The 19,717-nt window shown below is 71.7% G+C and carries 20 protein-coding genes; 17 read left to right on the plus strand and 3 right to left on the minus strand.

The features are described from left to right. Window positions 1-42: 42 nt before the first annotated feature. Together ACX80K_RS09505 and ACX80K_RS09510 are read left to right on the plus strand one after the other, a co-directional pair. Entirely contained in the window at window positions 43-1,017 is a 975-nt protein-coding gene (locus ACX80K_RS09505) for a DNA topoisomerase IB (RefSeq protein WP_459271615.1), read from the plus strand. A gap of 87 nt (window positions 1,018-1,104) precedes the next feature. Then, a complete protein-coding gene (locus ACX80K_RS09510) occupies window positions 1,105-1,443 on the plus strand; it encodes a hypothetical protein (RefSeq protein ID WP_459271616.1) in 339 nt (112 codons plus the stop codon). Window positions 1,444-1,461: 18 nt separating this feature from the next. On the opposite strand, the gene ACX80K_RS09515 is transcribed toward ACX80K_RS09510, so the two are convergent. Continuing rightward, window positions 1,462-2,571: a diacylglycerol/lipid kinase family protein gene (locus tag ACX80K_RS09515; RefSeq protein WP_459271617.1), complete on the minus strand. Its 1,110-nt coding sequence runs from the start codon at window positions 2,569-2,571 to the stop codon at window positions 1,462-1,464. A gap of 68 nt (window positions 2,572-2,639) precedes the next feature. Between ACX80K_RS09515 and serS the strand changes: the two genes are divergently transcribed. Beyond that, window positions 2,640-3,929, plus strand: a complete 1,290-nt coding sequence (serS, locus tag ACX80K_RS09520) for a serine--tRNA ligase (protein ID WP_459271618.1) — start codon at window positions 2,640-2,642, stop codon at window positions 3,927-3,929. 32 nt (window positions 3,930-3,961) lie between these two features. Next, window positions 3,962-4,801, plus strand: a complete 840-nt coding sequence (locus ACX80K_RS09525) for an HAD family hydrolase (protein WP_459271619.1) — start codon at window positions 3,962-3,964, stop codon at window positions 4,799-4,801. 21 nt (window positions 4,802-4,822) lie between these two features. On the opposite strand, the gene ACX80K_RS09530 is transcribed toward ACX80K_RS09525, so the two are convergent. Then, a complete protein-coding gene (locus ACX80K_RS09530) occupies window positions 4,823-5,491 on the minus strand; it encodes a hypothetical protein (RefSeq protein WP_459271620.1) in 669 nt (222 codons plus the stop codon). 234 nt (window positions 5,492-5,725) lie between these two features. Continuing rightward, window positions 5,726-6,292, minus strand: coding sequence for an inorganic diphosphatase (locus ACX80K_RS09535; protein WP_459271621.1), 567 nt, complete (start codon window positions 6,290-6,292; stop codon window positions 5,726-5,728). Window positions 6,293-6,465: 173 nt separating this feature from the next. Here ACX80K_RS09535 and dacB point away from each other — a divergent pair, with 173 nt between their 5' ends. The 13 genes from dacB (at window position 6,466) to ACX80K_RS09600 (ending at window position 19,629) form a co-directional block, all read left to right on the plus strand. Beyond that, complete coding sequence (gene dacB / locus ACX80K_RS09540; RefSeq protein ID WP_459271622.1) at window positions 6,466-7,902, plus strand: D-alanyl-D-alanine carboxypeptidase/D-alanyl-D-alanine endopeptidase; 1,437 nt, start codon at window positions 6,466-6,468, stop codon at window positions 7,900-7,902. A gap of 235 nt (window positions 7,903-8,137) precedes the next feature. Then, a complete protein-coding gene (locus tag ACX80K_RS09545; protein WP_459271623.1) occupies window positions 8,138-9,271 on the plus strand; it encodes a zinc-dependent metalloprotease in 1,134 nt (377 codons plus the stop codon). Next, window positions 9,264-10,439 (plus strand): tRNA lysidine(34) synthetase TilS, encoded by a 1,176-nt coding sequence (gene tilS, locus ACX80K_RS09550; RefSeq protein ID WP_459271624.1) that lies wholly within the window; start codon window positions 9,264-9,266, stop codon window positions 10,437-10,439. Before ACX80K_RS09545 ends, tilS begins: the two co-directional genes overlap by 8 nt. A 3-nt stretch (window positions 10,440-10,442) precedes the next feature. Beyond that, entirely contained in the window at window positions 10,443-10,994 is a 552-nt protein-coding gene (hpt, locus tag ACX80K_RS09555) for a hypoxanthine phosphoribosyltransferase (protein ID WP_459271625.1), read from the plus strand. 176 nt (window positions 10,995-11,170) lie between these two features. Further along, window positions 11,171-13,228: an ATP-dependent zinc metalloprotease FtsH gene (gene ftsH, locus ACX80K_RS09560; protein ID WP_459271626.1), complete on the plus strand. Its 2,058-nt coding sequence runs from the start codon at window positions 11,171-11,173 to the stop codon at window positions 13,226-13,228. Window positions 13,229-13,287: 59 nt separating this feature from the next. Next, window positions 13,288-13,905 (plus strand): GTP cyclohydrolase I FolE, encoded by a 618-nt coding sequence (gene folE, locus ACX80K_RS09565; protein ID WP_459271627.1) that lies wholly within the window; start codon window positions 13,288-13,290, stop codon window positions 13,903-13,905. Window positions 13,906-13,915: 10 nt separating this feature from the next. Continuing rightward, window positions 13,916-14,827 carry a dihydropteroate synthase gene (gene folP, locus ACX80K_RS09570; RefSeq protein ID WP_459271628.1) on the plus strand — a complete coding sequence of 304 codons (912 nt, stop codon included), beginning with the start codon at window positions 13,916-13,918 and terminating at the stop codon, window positions 14,825-14,827. Beyond that, window positions 14,824-15,231: a dihydroneopterin aldolase gene (gene folB, locus ACX80K_RS09575; protein ID WP_459271629.1), complete on the plus strand. Its 408-nt coding sequence runs from the start codon at window positions 14,824-14,826 to the stop codon at window positions 15,229-15,231. The genes folP and folB overlap by 4 nt, the downstream gene beginning before the upstream one ends. Continuing rightward, a complete protein-coding gene (folK, locus tag ACX80K_RS09580; protein ID WP_104181124.1) occupies window positions 15,228-15,722 on the plus strand; it encodes a 2-amino-4-hydroxy-6-hydroxymethyldihydropteridine diphosphokinase in 495 nt (164 codons plus the stop codon). Before folB ends, folK begins: the two co-directional genes overlap by 4 nt. Before the next feature lie 6 nt (window positions 15,723-15,728). Continuing rightward, entirely contained in the window at window positions 15,729-16,214 is a 486-nt protein-coding gene (locus ACX80K_RS09585; protein WP_459271630.1) for a DUF3180 domain-containing protein, read from the plus strand. Next, window positions 16,207-16,722, plus strand: coding sequence for a PH domain-containing protein (locus tag ACX80K_RS09590; RefSeq protein ID WP_459271631.1), 516 nt, complete (start codon window positions 16,207-16,209; stop codon window positions 16,720-16,722). The genes ACX80K_RS09585 and ACX80K_RS09590 overlap by 8 nt, the downstream gene beginning before the upstream one ends. Continuing rightward, window positions 16,719-18,704 carry a PH domain-containing protein gene (locus ACX80K_RS09595; protein ID WP_459271632.1) on the plus strand — a complete coding sequence of 662 codons (1,986 nt, stop codon included), beginning with the start codon at window positions 16,719-16,721 and terminating at the stop codon, window positions 18,702-18,704. The genes ACX80K_RS09590 and ACX80K_RS09595 overlap by 4 nt, the downstream gene beginning before the upstream one ends. Beyond that, complete coding sequence (locus ACX80K_RS09600) at window positions 18,691-19,629, plus strand: Rossmann-like and DUF2520 domain-containing protein (RefSeq protein ID WP_459271633.1); 939 nt, start codon at window positions 18,691-18,693, stop codon at window positions 19,627-19,629. The genes ACX80K_RS09595 and ACX80K_RS09600 overlap by 14 nt, the downstream gene beginning before the upstream one ends. Window positions 19,630-19,717: the final 88 nt, after the last annotated feature.

A 19,717-nucleotide genomic window follows, 5' to 3' on the forward strand; every position in this document is an offset into this window, starting at 1 on the left:
TACTATCGAAGGTCCTCCTCCCACCCGAAGGCTGGTTCCACGATGGCTCGATTGCGCCGCAGCAACACGCGCCGGCCCGGCATCACCCGACGCCGCCACGGCAAGGGCTTCAGCTACCGGGCCCCCAACGGCGACCTGCTGCAGGACCGCGACGAGCTCGGACGGATCCGGGACCTCGTGATCCCGCCCGCGTGGAAGGACGTCTGGATCGCGCCGTACCCCAACGGGCACGTGCAGGCGATCGGCACCGACGACGCCGGGCGGCGCCAGTACATGTACCACCCGGCCTGGCGGGAGCAGAAGGACCGCGAGAAGTTCGACCGTGCGCTGGACTTCGGCGCCAAGCTGCCGAGCGCCCGTCGCGCCATCACGCAGCACCTGCGCAGTGACGGGCTCTCGCGGGAACGCGCCTTCGCCGCGGCGCTGCGGATCGTCGACTCGGGCGCCCTCCGGATCGGATCCGCGCAGTACGCGGAGGCCAACGGGTCCTTCGGTGTGACCACGCTCCTCGTGGAGCACTGCAGCATCGACGGGCACACCGTGGCGTTCGACTTCCCCGGCAAGAGCGGACAGCACTGGGACACCCTCCTCGAGGACGAGGACCTCGCCGGCGCGCTGCGGCCCATGATGGAGCGCGAGGACGCCGACACCGTGCTCGCGTACCAGAGCGACGACGGCAAGTGGCACCACGTGGACGGGTCACTGCTCAACGAGTTCCTCCGCCAGGTCACCGGCGGACCGTTCACGGCCAAGGACTTCAGGACCTGGCAGGCCACGGTCGTCGCCGCGATGGCCCTCGCCAAGGAGGACATCAAGGCCACGAGCCGCACGGCCCGCCAGAAAGCCGTCACCGCGACCATGAAGGCCGTCGCCGACCACCTCGGCAACACCCCCACCGTGGCCCGGAGCTCCTACGTGGACCCGAGGCTCGTGGACCGCTTCATGAGCGGCGAGGTCATCCCGATCACCACCTACTCGGCCTCCGAGAAGGCCGTCCAGGAACTCCTGCGCGACTGAGCCCGCGCATTTCCAACCATCCCGTTCGTCAGTACGCTGGCAGCGGGCGCCCAACGAGGAGCGCATCCTTCGACGAAAGGCAGAATCATGACCGAGAACGCTCATGGAGGACACATCGTGAACCCCAACGAGGGTGACGGGTCGACGTCGGATCCGAACTGGCGCGGCGACATGGGCGACCAGGGCAACGACGTCCGTTTCGCGGAGGAGCAGGCCCTCATCGAACAGCAGGCCGGCCACGCCGATCGCGACACCTCCGACGGCGCCGCCGAGGAGAGCAGCTACACGAGCGCCGAGCCCGCCGGCGGCTCCGGCGGCTACACCTCCGCCCAGGACCCTGCCGAGGAGGGCGAGTACACCGACAAGGACAAGCCCCTCGTCGAGGAGCCCGAGGGCCAGGGCGGCTACACGGACAAGGACCGCTAGGACGGAGCCGACCCCGCGCTAGGAACGGCGCGCGGCCGCCGGACGTGACGCCGGCAGGCCCGAGGGTCCGGGTGCCGACGCCGGCACCCGGACCCTCAGTGCGTGCGGGTCCACGCGGGCCGTCATCGAGGACACGGACCCGGACGGGTCGCCGTCGAGCTGGGTGGCGATCGGGTCGCCCGACCACACCGACACCTCGCGGGCGCGGTAGTAGCTGAGCACCGGGATGCCGCCGCGGTGCCGCAGGAGGATCTTCGCGGCCATCCACGTCCAGCCGAGGAGGCTGCGCGGGCTGAGCACCACCACGTCCAGGTAGCCGTCGTCGATCAGGGCATCCGGGACGAAGTCGACGCCCGCCGGCAGTTTCCCGCAGTTCGCCACCAGCAGGCTGCGGACCTTCCGGCTCTGGGGCGGCTGGCCGTCCAGGCTGATCGAGATCCGGCGCCGCCGGCCCGGGAGGTGGCGGACGCCCGCCTCGCTGTACGCGAGCCACCCGAAGCGGTCCTTGAGGTCCTGCTTCGCGTCGGTCATCACGCTCGCGTCGAAGCCCACGCCGCCCATGACCAGGAACGGATGCTCCGACGAGGCCTGTGTGGAGTCGTTGCGCAGGCTGATCCTCGCCATGTCGATACGCCGCTCGTGGCCGTGCAGGGCGACGCGGAGGCACCCGGCGATGTCGTTGTACGGCAGGCCCAGGTTCCGCACGAGCAGGTTCCCGGTGCCGAGCGGCAGGAGGCCGAGGGCCGCCGGGCGGTGCGCGAGGGCCTGCGCCACGGCGCGCACGGTGCCGTCGCCGCCGGCCGCGAGGACGACGTCGGCCCCGGCCTGGAGCGCCTGCTCGGCCTGGCCGGTGCCCGGGTCCGCGATGGTCGTCTCGAGCACGAGGGGAGGATCCCAGCCGGCGTCGGAGCAGGCCTGCTCGACGAGGGCGCGCGTCGCGCCCGCCTGCAGCTTCGACGGATTGAGCACGAGGGCGACGCGCTGCGGTCCCGGCTCCACCGCGACGGGCTCGTCGACGGAGGCGGTGGGCGTCCGGGTCTGGTGCAGCCGCCGGACCGACCAGTAGCTCTGGACGGACGCGACGGCGGCGGACGCCGCCGCGGTCCCGGCAAGCAGTTTGCGGCGCATGGTCATCCACACTAGCGGCACGCCCGGCCGGGATCGGCGGGTCCGCGGGCTTGGGTAGTCTTGACCGTGTGATCGACGTCAACGACCTCCGCCTGAATCCCGAGCAGTTCCGAGCATCGCAGCGTGCCCGCAGGGCGGACGAGTCGCTCATCGACGCCGTCCTCGCGGCCGACGCCCGGCGGCGTGAGGCGGTCACGTCCTACGAGACGCTGCGCGCCGAGCAGAATGCCTTCGGCAAGAAGGTGGCCCGGGCCAGGGGCGAGGAGAAGCAGGCACTCCTGACCGAGGTGAAGGAGCTCGCGGCGGCCGTCAAGGTGGCTGCGGCCGGGTCCGAGGAGGCCAAGTCCGAGCAGGAGGCGCTGGTGCGCAGGCTGCCGAACCTCGTGCAGGACGGCGTGCCCGAGGGCGGCGAGGACGACTACGTGGTCGTCAAGAAGGTCGGCACGCCGCGGGACTTCGCCGCCGAGGGCTTCGAGCCCCGCGACCACCTCGAGATCGGCGAGCTGATCGGGGCGATCGACATGGAGCGCGGCGCCAAGGTCTCGGGATCACGCTTCTACTTCCTGAAGGGCGTCGGCGCCCGGCTGGAGCTCGCCCTGCTGCAGATGGCCATGGACCAGGCCGTCACGGCCGGCTTCGTCCCGATGATCACCCCCACCCTCGTGCGTCCCGAGACCATGCAGGGCACCGGCTTCGACATCGCACACGACGCCGAGATCTACCGGCTCGAGGCCGACGACCTGTACCTCGTGGGCACCTCCGAGGTCGCGCTCGCCGGGTACCACTCGGACGAGATCATCGACCTCACCGCGGGCCCCGTCCGCTATGCGGGCTGGTCCTCCTGCTACCGCCGCGAGGCCGGCTCGCACGGCAAGGACACCCGCGGGATCATCCGCGTCCACCAGTTCAACAAGGTGGAGATGTTCACGTACACGACCGTCGAGGAGGCCGCCGCCGAGCACGAGCGCCTGCTCGCCTGGGAGGAGGAGATGCTCGCGAAGGTCGAGCTGCCCTACCGCGTCATCGACACCGCCGCGGGCGACCTCGGGATGTCCGCCGCCCGGAAGTTCGACTGCGAGGCGTGGGTCCCGACACAGGGCGACTACCGCGAGCTGACCTCGACGTCGAACTGCACCACCTTCCAGGCCCGGCGGCTGAACATCCGCGAGCGCCAGGAGGGCGAGGGGCAGAAGGGCACCCGTGCCGTTGCGACCCTCAACGGCACGCTCGCGACCACGCGCTGGATCGTCGCGATCCTCGAACACCACCAGAACCCCGACGGCTCCGTCACGGTGCCGGCCGCCCTGCGTCCGTATCTCAACGGGATGGAGACGTTCCCGGTATTGGCGCCGCGCTAGCAGGGCGCCCCGGACGTCTGGTTCACTGAAGTATGAGTACCTTGAGCAACCTCGGCGGCGGGGACGACCGGCAGGAGAACCGCAAGCACCACCTCGTCGCCCTCGACGTCGACGGCACCCTCGTGGACCACGAGGGCTCCATGACGGAGGAGGTGCGTGATTCGGTGCGGGCGGTGGTCCATGCCGGGCACGACGTCATCATCGCCACGGGCCGCTCCCTCGGCGCCACACTGCCGGTCATCGAACTGCTCGGCATCACCCGCGGCCACGCGGTGTGCTCCAACGGCGGCGTGACGCTGAGGATCGACACCACGCTGGCCGAGGGCTTCGAGGTCCTCGACCGCGTCACGTTCGACCCGAAGCCCGCCCTCCTGGCCCTCCGTGAACGGCTCCCCTCCGCCAAGTACGCCCTCGAGGACGACCGCGGCCGCTTCCTGTCCACCGAGAGCTTCCAGGACGCGAGCTTCGGCTCCGAGGCGCAGAGCGTGGACTTCGAGGAGATGCTCGAGAGCCGCGCGGTGCGTGTCGTCGTCTTCAGCACCGACAGTTCCGCGGAGGAGTTCGGCGCGGCCGTCGCGTCGATCGGACTCCACGGCGTGACCTACTCGGTGGGCTGGACGGCCTGGCTGGACATCGCCGCCTCCGGCGTCACGAAGGCCACCGCCCTCGAGGCCCTCCGGCGGCGGCTCGGCACGGACCAGGACCTCACCGTCGCCATCGGCGACGGCCGCAACGACATCGAGATGCTCCAGTGGGCCGGGCGCGGGGTCGCGATGGGACAGGCCCCCGACGAGGTCCGCTCCGTCGCGTCGGAGGTCACCGGCAGCGTGTTCGACGACGGCGCCGCGAAGGTCCTGCGCTCCCTCGTCTGACACCGCCCGCCAGCGCACCCGTCAGCGCACCCGTTCGGCGCCGGGCGTGGTGGCGGCCCGCTCGTAGGCGAGGCTCGCTGCGGGGAGCGACACCGGCCCCCCGGTGAGGTCCAGCAGGCGCGCGGCGGCCGGGCGCGTCGCCCACTCCTCCATCCAGTGCGAGCGGACGACGGCGCGGCTCACGGCCTGCGTCGTGATGCCGAGTTCCTGCGCCACGTACTTCTGCTGCCCCCGCGCGCCCGGCGTCATGAGGTCGAGGACGGTCCATTCGGCGTCGGTGCGCGTGGAGACGATCTGCCCCAGCAGCCGGAGGACGGCCTCCGCCTCCGCGGCGATCTCGCCGTCGGGCCCCTCGACCGCGAGGGGGATCCGCTCACCGGTCTTCCGCGCCCGGTTCACGGCCCGCCGCGCGTACACCAGCCCGTAGCCCTCGGCGTCGACGATCCGCTCGGGGACCGGGGGAGTGAGGCCGCCGACGCCGATCCCGACGTGCCAGCGCCGGTACCGCACGGCCCGCAGCGCCGCCTCCACCGCCGTCGTGGCCGAGTCCACCACGCCCTGGACCTCGTCGCCGACGGAGCGCTGGAACGGGACCACGGCGGGCAGGTGGCGCAGGGCCCGGAGCAGGTCGCCCGTGAGGTCGCCCACCTCCCGCGAATCACGCTGGTTGATGGTCAGGACGTAGGACATGCGTCAAGTATGGGCGCGGAGCCCGCGGATCAACCGCTTTGCGTTGATTCCGCGCGTCAGGTCGGGTGTGGACGACGTCCTGCACCGGCCCGGCCCGACCGGAGCGACGGCGGACCGGGAGACGTCGGAGCGCCCGGAGACGCCAGAGTTCCTCGAGACGACAAGGCTCCCGGAGACGACGGAGCTCCCGCAGTCGCGAGACCTGCGGGAGCTCCGTGGCGGATGCCCGTGGTGCTAGCGGCCCTCGGGCGTGACCGTCGCGTTGTCGGCCTCGACGGCGACGGAACGGCCCTGCGGCTCGTCGTGGGCGCTGCCCTCGCCGATCTCCTGGAAACGCTTGAGGGACGCCTCGACCTCGGCCTCGGCCTCCTCGCGGCCGGCCCAGTCGGCGGCCTCCACCCACTTGCCCGGCTCGAGGTCCTTGTACTTCGTGAAGAAGTGCTTGATCTCGTCGAGCAGGAAGTCGGACACGTCCGACAGCTCCCTGATGTGGTCGAAGCGCGCATCCACGGGCACGCAGAGGACCTTCGCGTCCCCGCCGCCGTCGTCGGTCATGTTGAAGACGCCGATGGGGCGGGACTCCACGAGGACGCCCGGGATCAGGTCGAAGTCCTGGAGCAGCACCAGCGCGTCCAGCGGATCGCCGTCCTCGCCCAGCGTGTTCTCGAAGTAGCCGTAGTGCGTGGGGTACTGCATCGACGTGAACAGGACCCGGTCGAGGCGCAGCCGGTGGGTGTCGTGGTCGATCTCGTACTTGACGCGCGAGCCCTTCGGGATCTCGATGGTGACGTCGAGCTTCATGGCAACTCCTGGGATAGGTCCGGGGGTGACAGGCCGCGGCCGCGCCCTCCGGGGAAGGGCGCCGCGCCGGTCTACTGTTAATCGTCAGCCCTAACATATCGGTCGGCCGCCGGTACCCGAGCATTTCGCCGTGGATTCGGTGCTGCCCGTGAGAGCTTGAGAAAGGACACCGTGTGCGCCCGCTCCGCCTGCTGACCGGTCTCCTCCTCGTCCTGGTCATGGTGGCGCTCGCGGTTCCCCTGGCCACCCATCTCGTGCCGGGCGTCCTGGCCGCCGTCCACCCGCCCGCGCCGGTCGAGCCGCCCGTCACCCCTGCGCTGCAGATCCCGCCCACGGCGGTGGCCGTCCCCGACGTCGTGACCCCGCTCCCGCCGTCGGCGCCCGCCCCCGACCCTGCGGTGCTCGGTCCGCAGCTCGAGGCGGCCCTGCAGCTGGCGGGCCCCGGCAGCTTCGCGGGGACCGTCGTCGACTCGTCGGACGGCACGGTCCTGTACGCGCGGGACGCCGGCCGTGTGCAAGCCCCGGCCTCCAACATCAAGCTGTTTACGGCCGTCGCCTCGATGACGTTCGGTCGGCCCGGGAGCACGCTCACGACGTCGGTCCTCGCCTCCGACACCAGGGCCGGAACCCTCTTCCTCCATGGCGGCGGCGACGTCCTCCTCGGGTCCGGTCCCTCCGACCCCGGCGCCGTCGTCGGGCGCGCGGGCCTCGGCACGCTCGCCGCCGACACGGCCGCCGCCCTCCCGGAGGGCTCCGGGCCGTACTCGGTGCACCTCGACGACTCCCAGTTCGAGGGAGCGAGCCTGAACCCCACCTGGGCTGCGGGCGACATCCAGGCCGGCGATATCGCCCCGCTCCACGCGCTCGCGATCAACTCGGCGTGGGTCGAGGAGGGACGGTCCGGTGGCCCGCGCTCGCAGGACGCGGCCCTCGATGCTGCCCGGACGTTCACCGCGGCCCTCGTCACCGCCGCCGCGGAGCGCGGCATCACGGTCCGTCCCGACGTGCAGCGGTCCGTCGCGCCGGAGGACGCCGAGCCGCTGGCCGCCGTGGAGTCTGCGCCGCTGGAGGAGCAGATGCGCCGGATGCTGGAGATCTCGGACAACTACCTGGCCGAGGCGCTGGCGCGCGTCGCCGCCCTCGCCAGCGGGCGCCCGGCGTCCTTCGGGGGAGCCACCGAGGCGCTCACCGCCGCGGCCGGCCGGCTCGGGGTCCCGCAGGAGGGGCTCCTCGTGGGGGACGCGGCGGGTTTGTCCGTCCGCAACGCGGTCTCGCCGGAACAACTCGCGGTGCTGGTCCGCGGGACCACCACCTCCGACGAGCCGGGGCTCGCCGCCGTCGCGCAGTCCCTGCCGATCGCCGGTGCGACCGGCACCCTCGCGACCCGTTTCACGGTCGACGACGGTCCGGCCCGGGCGGGTGCGGGCGTGGTCCGCGCGAAGACCGGGACGCTGAACGCCGTCACAGGGCTCTCCGGGCACGTGGTCACGGCGGACGGACGCCTGCTCGTGTTCTCCTTCCTGGCGCTGGGACTCGAGGGGAACACGGTCGAGGCGCGGGCCGCCGCGGACGGCGCGGCCGCCGTCCTCGCAGGATGCGGCTGCCGCTAGTCCGGGTGGGGCGTCCCCCCGCTGACCGGGGCACCCGGCGCGGCAGCCCTCCAGTCGGGGAGGGGCACCCGGCGCGGCAGCACAGAGCCGGTGGGGCGTTCCCCCGGGTCCGGGCACCCGGCGCGGCGGACCGGCCCGAAGGCGACGCACCACAGTCACCCCGCACACTTCTGCCCGGCCACCGGTCCGCCGACGGCTGGGAGCCTCCGTCAGCGGGATGTGATCGAATAGGCGCATGTCCAGGAACGAGTCCGCAACCCCCCGCCCGCAGCTGGTCAACTGGGACGTCGCGGCCTCGACCGCAGCGTCCCTGACTCCCGCCGGGCCCACCATGAAACCCGCCGACATCGCCCGTGCCGTCCAGAACATGCGCGAGCTCGCCGACGCGTCGGTGGGCCACGTCCACGCCATCTCCCGGCTCGACGCCGCGCGGGACCTCCGCGACTCGGAACTGCTGATCGTCGACCGCGCCTCCTGGGCGAAGGCCAACTCGCAGAGCTTCCGCACCCTCATGGAACCCGCGCTGGACCAGCTCGCGTCGTCGCGCCCCGAGGTCCTCAAGTCCGCGTCCCTGGTCCTCGGCGGAACGGTCACGGGCGCCCAGCTCGGCGCCATCCTCGCGTTCCTCTCCAGCAAGGTGCTGGGCCAGTACGACCCGTTCGTGCCCTCGCGCAACGGGCAGGGGGGGCGGCTCATGCTCGTGGCGCCGAACATCATCTCGGTCGAGCGGGAACTCAACGTCGACCCGTCCGACTTCCGCCTCTGGGTGTGCCTCCACGAGCAGACGCACCGCGTGCAGTTCGCCGCCGCGCCCTGGCTGAAGGACCACATGACCGGCCACATCGGGGAGCTGACCTCGGGGCTCATCGACAAGGCCGACTCGCTCTCCGACCGGCTCGGGGCAGCCGTGAAGAACATCACGGCCGCGAAGGCACGCGCACGCGGCGAGGGCACGACGGCGGACACACCGTCGCAGGACATGGGGGTGCTGTCGATCCTCCAGGATCCCGACGACAAGGCCCGCCTCTCCCACCTCACCGCGGTCATGAGCCTGCTCGAGGGCCATGCGAACGTCGTGATGGACGGCGTGGACGGGAGCATCGTGCCGTCGGTCAAGACCATCCGCCGCCGCTTCAACGCCCGCGGGAAGTCCCGCGGTCCGCTGGAGAAGGTGATCCGGCAGCTCATGGGCCTCGACGCCAAGATGCGCCAGTACAGCGACGGCTCGAAGTTCGTCAGGAGGGTCGTCAGCCAGACCGGCATGGAGGGCTTCAACGCGGTGTGGGAATCGGCATCGCACCTGCCCACCGAGCAGGAGATCCACGCACCCGACGAATGGATCGACAGGATGAGCCTGCGCCGTGGCTAGACGGCCGCGGCTGCTTCCCGCGGTCGGCACGGCCCGCAACCTGCTGGTGGCAGGACTCGGCGGGATCCTCGCCGAACCCGCGCCGCGACGCGGACGCGGTTCGGACAAGTCGCCGGAGGGCCGCGGCAGCCCGTCCGGGAGTCCCGGCGTCGCTCCGCCGTCGAAGGAGCTCCCCCTCGTCCTCGTCGCATGCAGCGGCGGCCCCGATTCCCTCGCGCTCGCGGCCGTGGCCGCGCACCTGGCCTCCACGGGGCGTTGCCGGGTCGGCGCCGTCGTCGTCGACCACAGACTCCAGCCCGGCAGTGCCGCGACGGCGGAGCAGGCAGCGGCCGTGGTACGGGGCCTCGGCCTCGATCCCGTCGAGGTGCACCGGGTCGCGGTGGACGGCGACGGCATGGGTCCGGAGGCCGCGGCCCGGAGCGCCCGGTATGCGGCGCTCGACGCCGCCGCCGCGCGCCTCGGAGCCGCCGCCGTGCTGCTCGGGCACACTCTCGACGACCAGGCGGAGCAGGTCCTGCTCGGCCTCGCCCGCGGTTCCGGCACGCGCTCCCTCGCCGGGATGCCAGCACGCCGTGGCCTCTACGTCCGCCCCTTCCTCGAGCTCCGCCGCGCGGAGACCGAGGCCATCTGCGACTTCTACGGGCTCGAGCCCTGGCACGATCCGTCCAACCTCGACCCCGCCTTCGCCCGCTCCCGCGTGCGCGGCGAGGTGCTGCCGTTCCTCGAGGACCGGCTCGGGCCGGGGATCGCCCCGGCGCTCGCGCGGACCGCCCGCATCCTCGGGCAGGACGCGGACCTCCTCGAACAACTGAGCGCCGAGGCGTACGCCTCGCTGCGGCTTCCCGGCGACGACGGCTCGATCCTGCTGCCGGAGGACGGCCTGCGGGGGCTGCCCGCGGCACTGCGGCAACGCGTCCTCGCCCTCGCGGCCCTCGAGCTCGGCGCGTTCCAGCCGAGCTTCGAACGGCTCCGCGCGGCGGAGTCGCTGCTGGAGAGGAAAGGGTCCGCCGGACCGGTGCAGCTGGGCGGGAAGGTGAGCGTCCACCGCCAGGTGCGCGGACGCGCTGTTCTCCGCGGGGATGCAAGCTATGGCAATCTTGTCCTTGGTAACAATGGCAGCAACGATGGCCCCGGCGTGATGCACTCACGCCGTGCAACCCAGGAGTAATCGGTGGATTCCAACGACGTCCGGTCGGACCTCAAGCACGTCCTCTACACCAAGGAGGAGATCCAGCAGCGGATCGAGGAGTTGGCACAGCAGATCGACGCCGACTACCAGGGCCGGGACATCCTCCTCGTCGGCGTCCTCAAGGGTGCCGTCATGGTGATGGCGGATCTCGCCCGCGCGCTCCACTCCCACATCACGATGGACTGGATGGCCGTGTCGTCCTACGGGTCCGGTACGCAGTCCTCGGGCGTCGTGAGGATCATCAAAGACCTCGAGACGGACCTCATGGGCAAGCACGTCCTGATCGCCGAGGACATCATCGACTCCGGCCTGACGCTGTCCTGGCTCAAGGCGAACCTCCTGTCGCGGGGTCCCGCGTCGGTCGAGATCTGCACGCTCCTGCGCAAGCCGGACGCCGCGAAGGTGGAGATCGACGTGAAGTACGTGGGCTACAACATCCCCAATGAATTCGTCGTCGGCTACGGCCTCGACTTCGCGGAGAAGTACCGCAACCTCGATTTCATCGGTACCCTCGCACCGCACGTCTACGAATAGCGGGTCCCTCGCCGCACGCGGGTACTACGCCAAGAGGGAACTATCGGCCCGATGTGCGCGTGGTGAATCTGGAACGGTGTATATGTTGAGGTGCTCATCTGGCACCCGCACGGCAATGCGCCGGCATATTTTTACTTGCATCAGCAGGAGGGACAGGGCTTGCTGCCCTGAGACGAATGAAATTCAAGAACATCTTCAAGGGGCCCATCTTCTGGATCGTCCTGGGGGTCGTGGCTCTCCTGCTGGTCCTCCCGAGCCTCTTCGGCACCGGAAGCTCCCGCGTCGACACCAACGTCGGGCTCCAGCTCCTCGAAGATGACCAGGTCTCGCAGGCCAAGATCTACGACGGCGAGCAGCGTGTGGACCTCACCCTCCGCGACGACTACGAGGACAAGGGCAAGAGCGTCCAGTTCTTCTACAGTTCCGCGCGCGCCGAGGGTGTCGTCGACGCCATCAACACCTCGGACACGGACGGCTTCACCGACCAGCCCGCCGAGAGCAACTGGCTGCTGAGCCTCGCCGGCCTGATCTTCCCGATCCTCATCCTCGGCGTCATCTTCTGGTTCCTCCTCAGCCGCATGCAGGGCGGCGGGTCGAAGGTCATGCAGTTCGGCAAGTCCAAGGCCAAGCTCATCAACAAGGACATGCCGCAGGTGACCTTCAACGACGTCGCCGGCGCCGACGAGGCCGTCGAGGAACTGCTGGAGATCAAGGAGTTCCTCCAGGAACCCGCGAAGTTCCAGGCCCTCGGCGCCAAGATCCCGAAGGGCGTCCTCCTGTACGGGCCTCCCGGGACCGGCAAGACCCTCCTCGCCCGCGCGGTCGCCGGCGAGGCGGGCGTCCCCTTCTACTCCATCTCCGGGTCCGACTTCGTCGAGATGTTCGTCGGCGTCGGCGCTTCCCGCGTCCGCGACCTCTTCGAGCAGGCCAAGAACAACTCGCCCGCCATCATCTTCGTGGACGAGATCGACGCCGTCGGACGCCACCGCGGTGCCGGCGTGGGCGGCGGCAACGACGAGCGCGAGCAGACCCTCAACCAGCTCCTGGTCGAGATGGACGGTTTCGACGCCACCACCAACGTGATCCTCATCGCGGCGACCAACCGCCCCGACGTCCTCGACCCGGCGCTCCTGCGCCCCGGCCGCTTCGACCGCCAGATCGGCGTCGAGGCGCCGGACATGAGGGGCCGCGAGCACATCCTCTCCGTGCACTCCAAGGGCAAGCCGATGGCGTCCGGCGTGGACCTGAAGGGCGTCGCGAAGAAGACACCGGGCTTCACCGGTGCCGACCTCGCGAACGTCCTCAACGAGGCCGCGCTCCTCACGGCCCGTTCGAACGCGCAGCTGATCGACGACCGCGCACTCGACGAGGCCATCGACCGCGTCATCGCCGGCCCGCAGAAGCGCAGCCGCGTGATGAAGGAACTCGAGCGGAAGATCACCGCCTACCACGAGGGAGGCCACGCCCTCGTTGCCGCGGCCCTGCGCAACACGGACCCGGTGACCAAGGTGACCATCCTGCCCCGTGGACGCGCCCTGGGCTACACCATGGTCATGCCGAGCGATGACAAGTACTCGGTGACGAGGAACGAGCTGCTCGACCAGCTCGCCTACGCGATGGGCGGCCGCGTCGCCGAGGAGATCGTCTTCCACGACCCCTCCACGGGCGCCTCGAACGACATCGAGAAGGCCACCGGCACCGCGCGGAAGATGGTCACCCAGTACGGCATGAGCGAGCGCATCGGCGCGGTGAAGCTCGGACAGGGCGCCGGCGAGCCGTTCCTCGGCCGCGACATGGGCAGCGACCGCGACTACTCCGACCAGATCGCCCTCGTGGTCGACGAGGAGGTACGCCGCCTGATCGACAACGCCCACGACGAGGCGTACCAGATCCTCACCGAGAACCGCGACGTCCTCGACCGTATCGCCCTCGAACTGCTCGAGCGCGAGACCCTCAACCAGGCCGAGATCGCCGAGGTGTTCTCCGCCGTCCGACAGCGCGAGCTGCGCGAGGTGTGGCTGTCCAAGCAGACCCGCCCCGTGCACTCCCTGCCCCCCGTCACCTCGGCGAAGGAGCGTGCCGAGGCGCTGGAGAGCGGCCGGCCCGCGCCGGAGTCCGTCGCCCCGCAGGACCAGATCGCCGACGCTGACCTCCCCGGCGGCTTCGACGTCCACGGCTCGGAGCTCCCTTCGCCCGCGTCGAACGAGGGCTCCCGCGAGACACGGGACAGCTAGTCCGCAGGACGCCGCCGGCCAGAGGGCCGGCGGCCGTGCCAACGAAGGGGAGATGACCCGTGACAGATTTCGACGACGAAGTGGTGGACGCCGCCCTGGTCGCCACCGGATCACCCGTCGATCAGCTCCGCATCCAGCGGGCGGTCCGGGAGATCCTGGCGGCCATCGGCGAGGACCCTGATCGCGACGGCCTCCTCGAGACCCCGAAGCGAGTCGCGAAGGCGTACGCCGAGATGTTCTCCGGCCTCCACCAGGACGCGGGCGAGGTCCTCTCGACCTCCTTCGACCTGGACCACCAGGAGCTCGTCCTGGTGAAGGACATCCCGTTCTACTCGACGTGCGAGCACCACCTGGTACCGTTCCACGGGTCCGCCCACATCGGCTACATCCCCTCGGTGGACGGCCGCGTGACCGGCCTCAGCAAGCTGGCACGGCTCGTCGAGGTCTACGCCCGCAGGCCCCAGATCCAGGAGCGGCTGACGACGCAGATCGTCGATGCGATGATGGAACACCTGAAACCCAAGGGCGCGATCGTCGTCATCGAATGCGAGCACATGTGCATGTCGATGCGCGGGGTACGGAAGCCCGGCGCGAAGACCGTCACGTCCGCCGTCCGCGGCCAGATCCGCGAGACGGCGACGCGCGCCGAGGCCATGAGCCTCATACTCGGAAGGTAGGACCACCCAGATGGATTCTCTCGCAGCAGCGCCCGGGACAGGGCCGGCCACCTCGCCGCTGCCTGTCATCCGGCCGGTCCGCGCGGCCAAGACCCTGCGGGACCTGCCCTCGGACCGCGCGGTCGTCATGGGGATCCTCAACGTCACCCCGGATTCGTTCAGCGACGGCGGCAGGTACGCCGGCACGGACGACGCCATCGGCCACGGCCTCCGGATGCACTACGGCGGCGCGGACATCATCGACGTCGGCGGCGAGTCCACGCGGCCCAACGCCCGGGAGGTGCCGGTCGAGGAGGAGCTCGCGCGCGTCCTGCCCGTGATCGCGGCGCTCGTGAAGGCGGGAGCCCTCGTCAGCATCGACACCATGCACGCGGAGACGGCGCGGCAGGCCCTCGACGCCGGAGCCGCCATCATCAACGACATCTCCGGCGCCGAACTCGATCCCGCGATGCCCGCCCTGGTCGCGGAACGCGGCGTGCCCTACATCCTGACCCACCGCCGGGGGACCGCCGCCACCATGGACGGCCTGGCGGAGTACGACGACGTCGTCGCCGAGGTGGCCGCGGAGCTCGCCGCCCTGCGGGACCGCTTCGTCGCGGCCGGCGTTCCCGCGGACCGGATCATCCTCGATCCGGGACTGGGCTTCGCCAAGACCGACGAGCACAACTGGGCCATCCTCCGGCACCTGGACGCCTTCACCGGGATGGGCCACCGTGTACTCGTGGGGGCATCCCGCAAGCGCTTCCTCGGCACGCTGCTGACGTCCGCCGGGAAGGCCGCGACGCCCGACGAGCGCGGATCCGCCTCGCTCGCCGTCGCGACCCTCGCCGCCGCAGGCGGCGCGTGGGGCGTGCGTGTCCACGACCCGGCCGCGACGCTCGACGCCGTCAAGGTCGCCGCCGCCACCGGCCCGCGCCCGTGACGGTCCAGGCCCCTCCCGGCCGCCCCGGCTCACCGTCCGGGGACCTCGACGTGGTCACGCTGAGGGGCATCACCGCGACGGGCTACCACGGTGTCTTCGACCACGAGCGCCGCGACGGGCAGCCCTTCGTCGTCGACATCGTCCTCCACCTCGACCTGCAGCCGGCCGGGACGAGCGACGACCTCGCGCGGACCGCCCATTACGGGGAGCTCGCCGACCTGGTGCACGGGATCATCGAGGGCGAGCCGTTCGACCTCATCGAGGCCCTCGCCGAGACCATCGCGGCGTCCGTCCTCGGGTCCTTCCCGGTCGCCGCCGTCGACGTCACGGTCCACAAGCCGCAGGCACCCATCGAGGTGCCCTTCGGCGACGTGGCCGTCACGTTGCGCAGGAGCCGGGCATGAGCGGCACCGTCCGGTCCGTGCTCGCCCTCGGCAGCAACCTCGGTGCCAGCAACGACACCCTCGTGCGCGCCGTCGCCGACCTCGTGGAATCGGACCACGTCCGCCTCCACGGCGTCTCGCCCGTCGTGCGGACCAAGCCGGTGGGCGGGCCCGAGCAGCCCGACTACCTCAACATGGTCATCGAGGTCGAGACGGACCTCGGCCCGTACGAGCTCCTCGAGCACTGCCGGGCCGTGGAGGAACGGCACCACCGCAAGCGCACGGAGCGTTGGGGGCCGCGGACGCTCGACGTCGACATCATCACGTACGGCACCTGGACGTCGGACGACGAGACCCTGACCATCCCGCACCCGCGGGCGGCGTCGCGGGCCTTCGTCCTCCAGCCGTGGGCCTGGATGGACTCCGGGGCCGTCCTGGCCGGCCGGCCCGTGGTGGAACTCGCCGCGGAGGCCGAGGACCTTGCGGGCCTGGTGCCCTTCGAGGGAGTCTAGGACGCTGTGAGCACCCTTCGGTTCCGCTGGTTGGCCCTGGTCGGCCTGGTGGCCGGATTCGCCGGCTGGCTGGTCAACTGGCTCGCCACGCGGAACGGCTTCGGCACACCCACCCTGCCCCTGACGTCGCTCGTCACGACGGCGGTCATCATCGGCATCACCCTGGTCTTCGGCCGGCGCGTGCTCCGCTGGCGCAACGGCGACCACGACCGCCCGCTCGACCCCATCCTGGCCACCCGCACCCTCGTCCTCGCTCAGGCGTGCGCGTATGCCGGAGCGCTGAGCCTCGGCTGGCACGCGGGCATCTTCGTGGACCAGGCGGCCCTCCTCCCGGTGCGGTCCGCCACGGCGCCCCTCTGGGGTTCGGCCGCCCTGATGGCGGGTGGGATCATCATGATCATGGTGGGATTGGTCGTCGAGGACTTCTGCCGGCTCCCGCCCGACGACGACGGCTCGGGCGCGGCGGGCTCCAGCGAGGGGGAATATGCGTAGGGAACCGATCGATCCGTCCGGGCTCGAGTGGTCCAGGGTGTCGCCGAAGTACCTGCGTGTCAGGGTCATCGGGTGGCTCATCGGATCGCTGGTCTGGCTCGTCCTGGCGAGTATCCCGCTGGTGCTGCGCCTCCTGGGAGTCTGGGACTCCTTCCCGCCCGTGTGGCTCGCGTGGGGGCTGCCCGCCGTCGTGCTGGTCCTGTCCGCCTGGCGCGGTCTCCTGCTGCCGCGGCAGGTCGCGTCGATCGGCTACGCCGAACGCGACGACGACCTCCTCGTGCGCCAGGGCGTCTTTTTCCAGCGCACCCTCGTGGTCCCGTACGGCCGCATGCAGTACGTCGACGTTGCCGTCGGCCCCCTCGAACGTGCCTACGGGATCTGCACCCTGAAGCTCCACACCGCCTCTCCCGCCACCAACGCCCTCATCCCCGGGCTGCCGGCCGAGGAGGGCACACGCCTGCGCGAGCAGCTGTCGGCGCGGGGAGAAGCCAGGCTGGCGGGGCTGTGACCCTGGCGAACGGTCCCTCCGGAACGCCGCCGCCCGCGCCTGACGGCGTGACCGGTGCGGGAGCCGACGCGTGGCAGCGCGTCCACGTCATCTCGCCGCTCGTCCGCGGCTGGATCGTGCTCGTCGCGATCCTCTACTTCGTGGGCAGGGACTGGTTCGAGGGGCTGTTCTCCGCGGAGACCCGGGGGCGCGGTCCCCTCCCCGAGGGCGTCGGCGTCCTGGTCGCCGGCGGGATCCTCCTCGCCGCCGTCCTCCTCGTGGCCGGTGCCTTCCTCGTCTCCTGGTACTTCACGCGCTACCAGGTGACCGCCGAGCACGTGCGCGTCCACTCCGGCGTCGTCTTCCGCCAGCAGCGGCAGGCGAGGCTGGACAGGGTCCAGGCGATCGACATCGTCCAGCCCTTCCTCGCCCGCATCTTCGGCCTGGCCGAACTCAAGTTCGAGGTGGCCGACGCCGGCGAGTCCGCCGTCCGGCTCGCCTTCCTGAAGCTCGACGACGCCCAGAAGCTGCGCGCCACGATCCTCGCCCGCGCGGCAGGGGTGGACGCCGACCCCGACCACCCCGAGGAGGCCGTCGAGGCTCCCGAGCGCGAGGTGGTGGCGATCCCGCCCGGCCGCGTCATCGGCGCCGCCGTCCTGTCCGGCATGACCGTCGCGCTCGTCGTGGCGGCTGCCGTCGTCGTGACGCTCGGCGTCGTCTTCGAGACACCGATCATCGCGACGTCCTTCATCCCCATCCTCATCGGCGTGGTCGGCGGCTACTGGTCCGCCCTGAACACCGGCTACAACTTCCGTGCCGCCACCTCCCCGGACGGCATCAGGATGCGCTACGGCCTGCTGGACACCAGGGCGCAGACCGTCCCGCCCGGCCGGGTGCAGGCACTCAGCATCGTGCAGCCGCCGCTCTGGCGGTTCAAGGGCTGGTACCGGGTCACCGTGAACGTGGCGGGGTACGGCGCCTCCGTCTCCAGCGAGGGGCAGGCACGCGCCACCCTGCTGCCGGTCGGGACGCGCGACGAGGTGCTGCAGACCCTCGCACTGGTGCTCCCCGATCCCGGGACGCCGCGCCCCGTCGAGGTCTTCACGGCGGGCATGTCCGGCCGCGACGGCGGCGAGGGATTCGTCACCACGCCACGCCGTGCCCGGTGGCTCGCGCCGCTCGCATGGCGCCGGAACGGCTTCGCCGTGACGGGGACGGCGCTGCTCCTGCGCTCCGGCGTGCTGTGGCGCCAGCTCGTCGTCGTCCCGCACGAGCGGACCCAGTCCCTCTCCCTCCACCAGGGACCCGTGGACCGGCGCTTCGGGGTGTCCGACCTGCAGCTCCAGACCACGCCGGGGCCCGTCAGCGCCAGGGTGCTCCTCGCCGACTCCGACACCGCCTGGCAGCTCTTCCACGGCCAGGCGGAGCGGGCCGCGGAGGCGCGACGCCGCAGCGGCCCCGAGCAGTGGATGAAACCCGTCCCGGTAGCCGGGCCCCCGGCCGGTGCTGACGCCGGCCTCCCGGTCGGCATGCCCAGCGGCGCCCCGACACCCCTGTCGGACCTCCCCGGACCGGGCGGCGGTGGCGGCAGCGCCGCGCAGGACGGCGACGGGGGGCGATCCGGCGAGGGGGGCCTCGTCTCCGGTCGGTCCGATGCGGTCCCGTCCACACCGTCCATCCCGGGCACCCGGCTCCCGGGAACCCCGGAGCCGCTCGGCGCACCCGGGGCCCCCGGGACCCTCGGGCCCTCGGAGATCTCCGAGATCCCGGAGACCTCAGGGACGCAGGAGGCTTCAGGGACACCGGAAGCTCCAGGGATGCAGGAGGCTTTCGGCGCACCCCGGACCACGGAGACGCCGGGGACCCCGGGGACCCCGGGGACCTCCGAGCCCGTCGAGGGCTCCGGGTCGGCTCCCGGTCCCGTCCGCGAGGTCATGCCCGACGTGCCGCGCTACGTCCCGGCGTCGTCCCCGAGCGAGGAGCCCGCAGATGGCCGGCGCTGACGCCTCGAGGCGCCCGGGACGGCTCGGGGTCGGCGTCGTCGGCGCCGGCAGGGTGGGCGCCGTCCTCGGTGCGGCCCTGCGGTCCGCGGGCCACGCCGTCGTCGGCGTCTCCGCCGTGTCCGAGGCGAGCCGGGAGCGCGCGGAGAACCTCCTGCCCGGGGTTCCCGTGCTGGAGATCCCGGATGTCATCGAGCGCGCCGAGCTGGTGCTGCTCGCCGTACCGGACGACGCCCTGACCGAGCTGGTCGAGGGCCTCGCGCAGCTGGGCGCGTGGCAGGCGGGGCAGCTCGTGGTGCACACCTCCGGCCGCTACGGTACCTCCGTCCTCGGGCCCGCCCGCGCGGCCGGCGCCATCCCCCTGGCCATCCACCCGGCCATGACGTTCACGGGGCTGAGCCTCGACCTGGGGCGGCTGTCCGACTGCATGTTCGGGATCACCGCCCCCGCCGCGGTGCTGCCGATCGCGCAGGCGCTCGTGGTCGAGATGGGGGCCGAGCCCGTGGTCATCGAGGAGGAGTCCCGCGCGCTGTACCACGCGGCCCTCGCCCACGCCTCCAACCACCTCGTGACGATCACGGCCCAGTCCGCGCAGCTCCTGGCCGACATCGGGGTCCAGCACCCCGACCGGCTGCTCGGCCCCCTCATGAAGGCGTCGCTCGAGAACGCGCTGTCGTCCGGGGAGGGCGCCCTGACGGGCCCCGTGGCCCGGGGTGACGCCGGGACGGTCCGCGCCCACCGGGCCGCGCTGGAATCCCACGAAGCCCCCGACACCCGGCAGGCCTACCTCGGCATGGCGCGAGCCACGGCCCTGCGCGCCCTCGAGCGGGGCATCCTCTCGCCCGCGCAGGGCCAGGCCATCCTCGCCGTGCTCGCCGACACCCCCGCCGACGAGCCGCCCGGCGGCGCTCCGGACATCCTGCCCTGACATCCCTGAAGACACATCCCTGAAGACACACCCCTGAAGGCACGCCGGACGTCCCCGGCCCCTTCCGCACCGCGTGCCCGAAGACCAC

The organism is Arthrobacter sorbitolis (assembly GCF_054510995.1).

Bases quoted from the DNA above. Each gene is read 5' to 3' on its own strand.
- ACX80K_RS09535 (WP_459271621.1), bottom strand. From the start codon at position 6,292: ATGAAGCTCGACGTCACCATCGAGATCCCGAAGGGCTCGCGCGTCAAG.
- ACX80K_RS09545 (WP_459271623.1), top strand. From the start codon at position 8,138: ATGTCCAGGAACGAGTCCGCAACCCCCCGCCCGCAGCTGGTCAACTGG.
- ACX80K_RS09525 (WP_459271619.1), top strand. From the start codon at position 3,962: ATGAGTACCTTGAGCAACCTCGGCGGCGGGGACGACCGGCAGGAGAAC.
- ACX80K_RS09515 (WP_459271617.1), bottom strand. From the start codon at position 2,571: ATGCGCCGCAAACTGCTTGCCGGGACCGCGGCGGCGTCCGCCGCCGTC.
- folP (WP_459271628.1), top strand. From the start codon at position 13,916: ATGGATTCTCTCGCAGCAGCGCCCGGGACAGGGCCGGCCACCTCGCCG.
- ACX80K_RS09510 (WP_459271616.1), top strand. From the start codon at position 1,105: ATGACCGAGAACGCTCATGGAGGACACATCGTGAACCCCAACGAGGGT.
- ACX80K_RS09590 (WP_459271631.1), top strand. From the start codon at position 16,207: ATGCGTAGGGAACCGATCGATCCGTCCGGGCTCGAGTGGTCCAGGGTG.
- ftsH (WP_459271626.1), top strand. From the start codon at position 11,171: ATGAAATTCAAGAACATCTTCAAGGGGCCCATCTTCTGGATCGTCCTG.
- folK (WP_104181124.1), top strand. From the start codon at position 15,228: ATGAGCGGCACCGTCCGGTCCGTGCTCGCCCTCGGCAGCAACCTCGGT.
- ACX80K_RS09530 (WP_459271620.1), bottom strand. From the start codon at position 5,491: ATGTCCTACGTCCTGACCATCAACCAGCGTGATTCGCGGGAGGTGGGC.
- ACX80K_RS09600 (WP_459271633.1), top strand. From the start codon at position 18,691: ATGGCCGGCGCTGACGCCTCGAGGCGCCCGGGACGGCTCGGGGTCGGC.
- ACX80K_RS09505 (WP_459271615.1), top strand. From the start codon at position 43: ATGGCTCGATTGCGCCGCAGCAACACGCGCCGGCCCGGCATCACCCGA.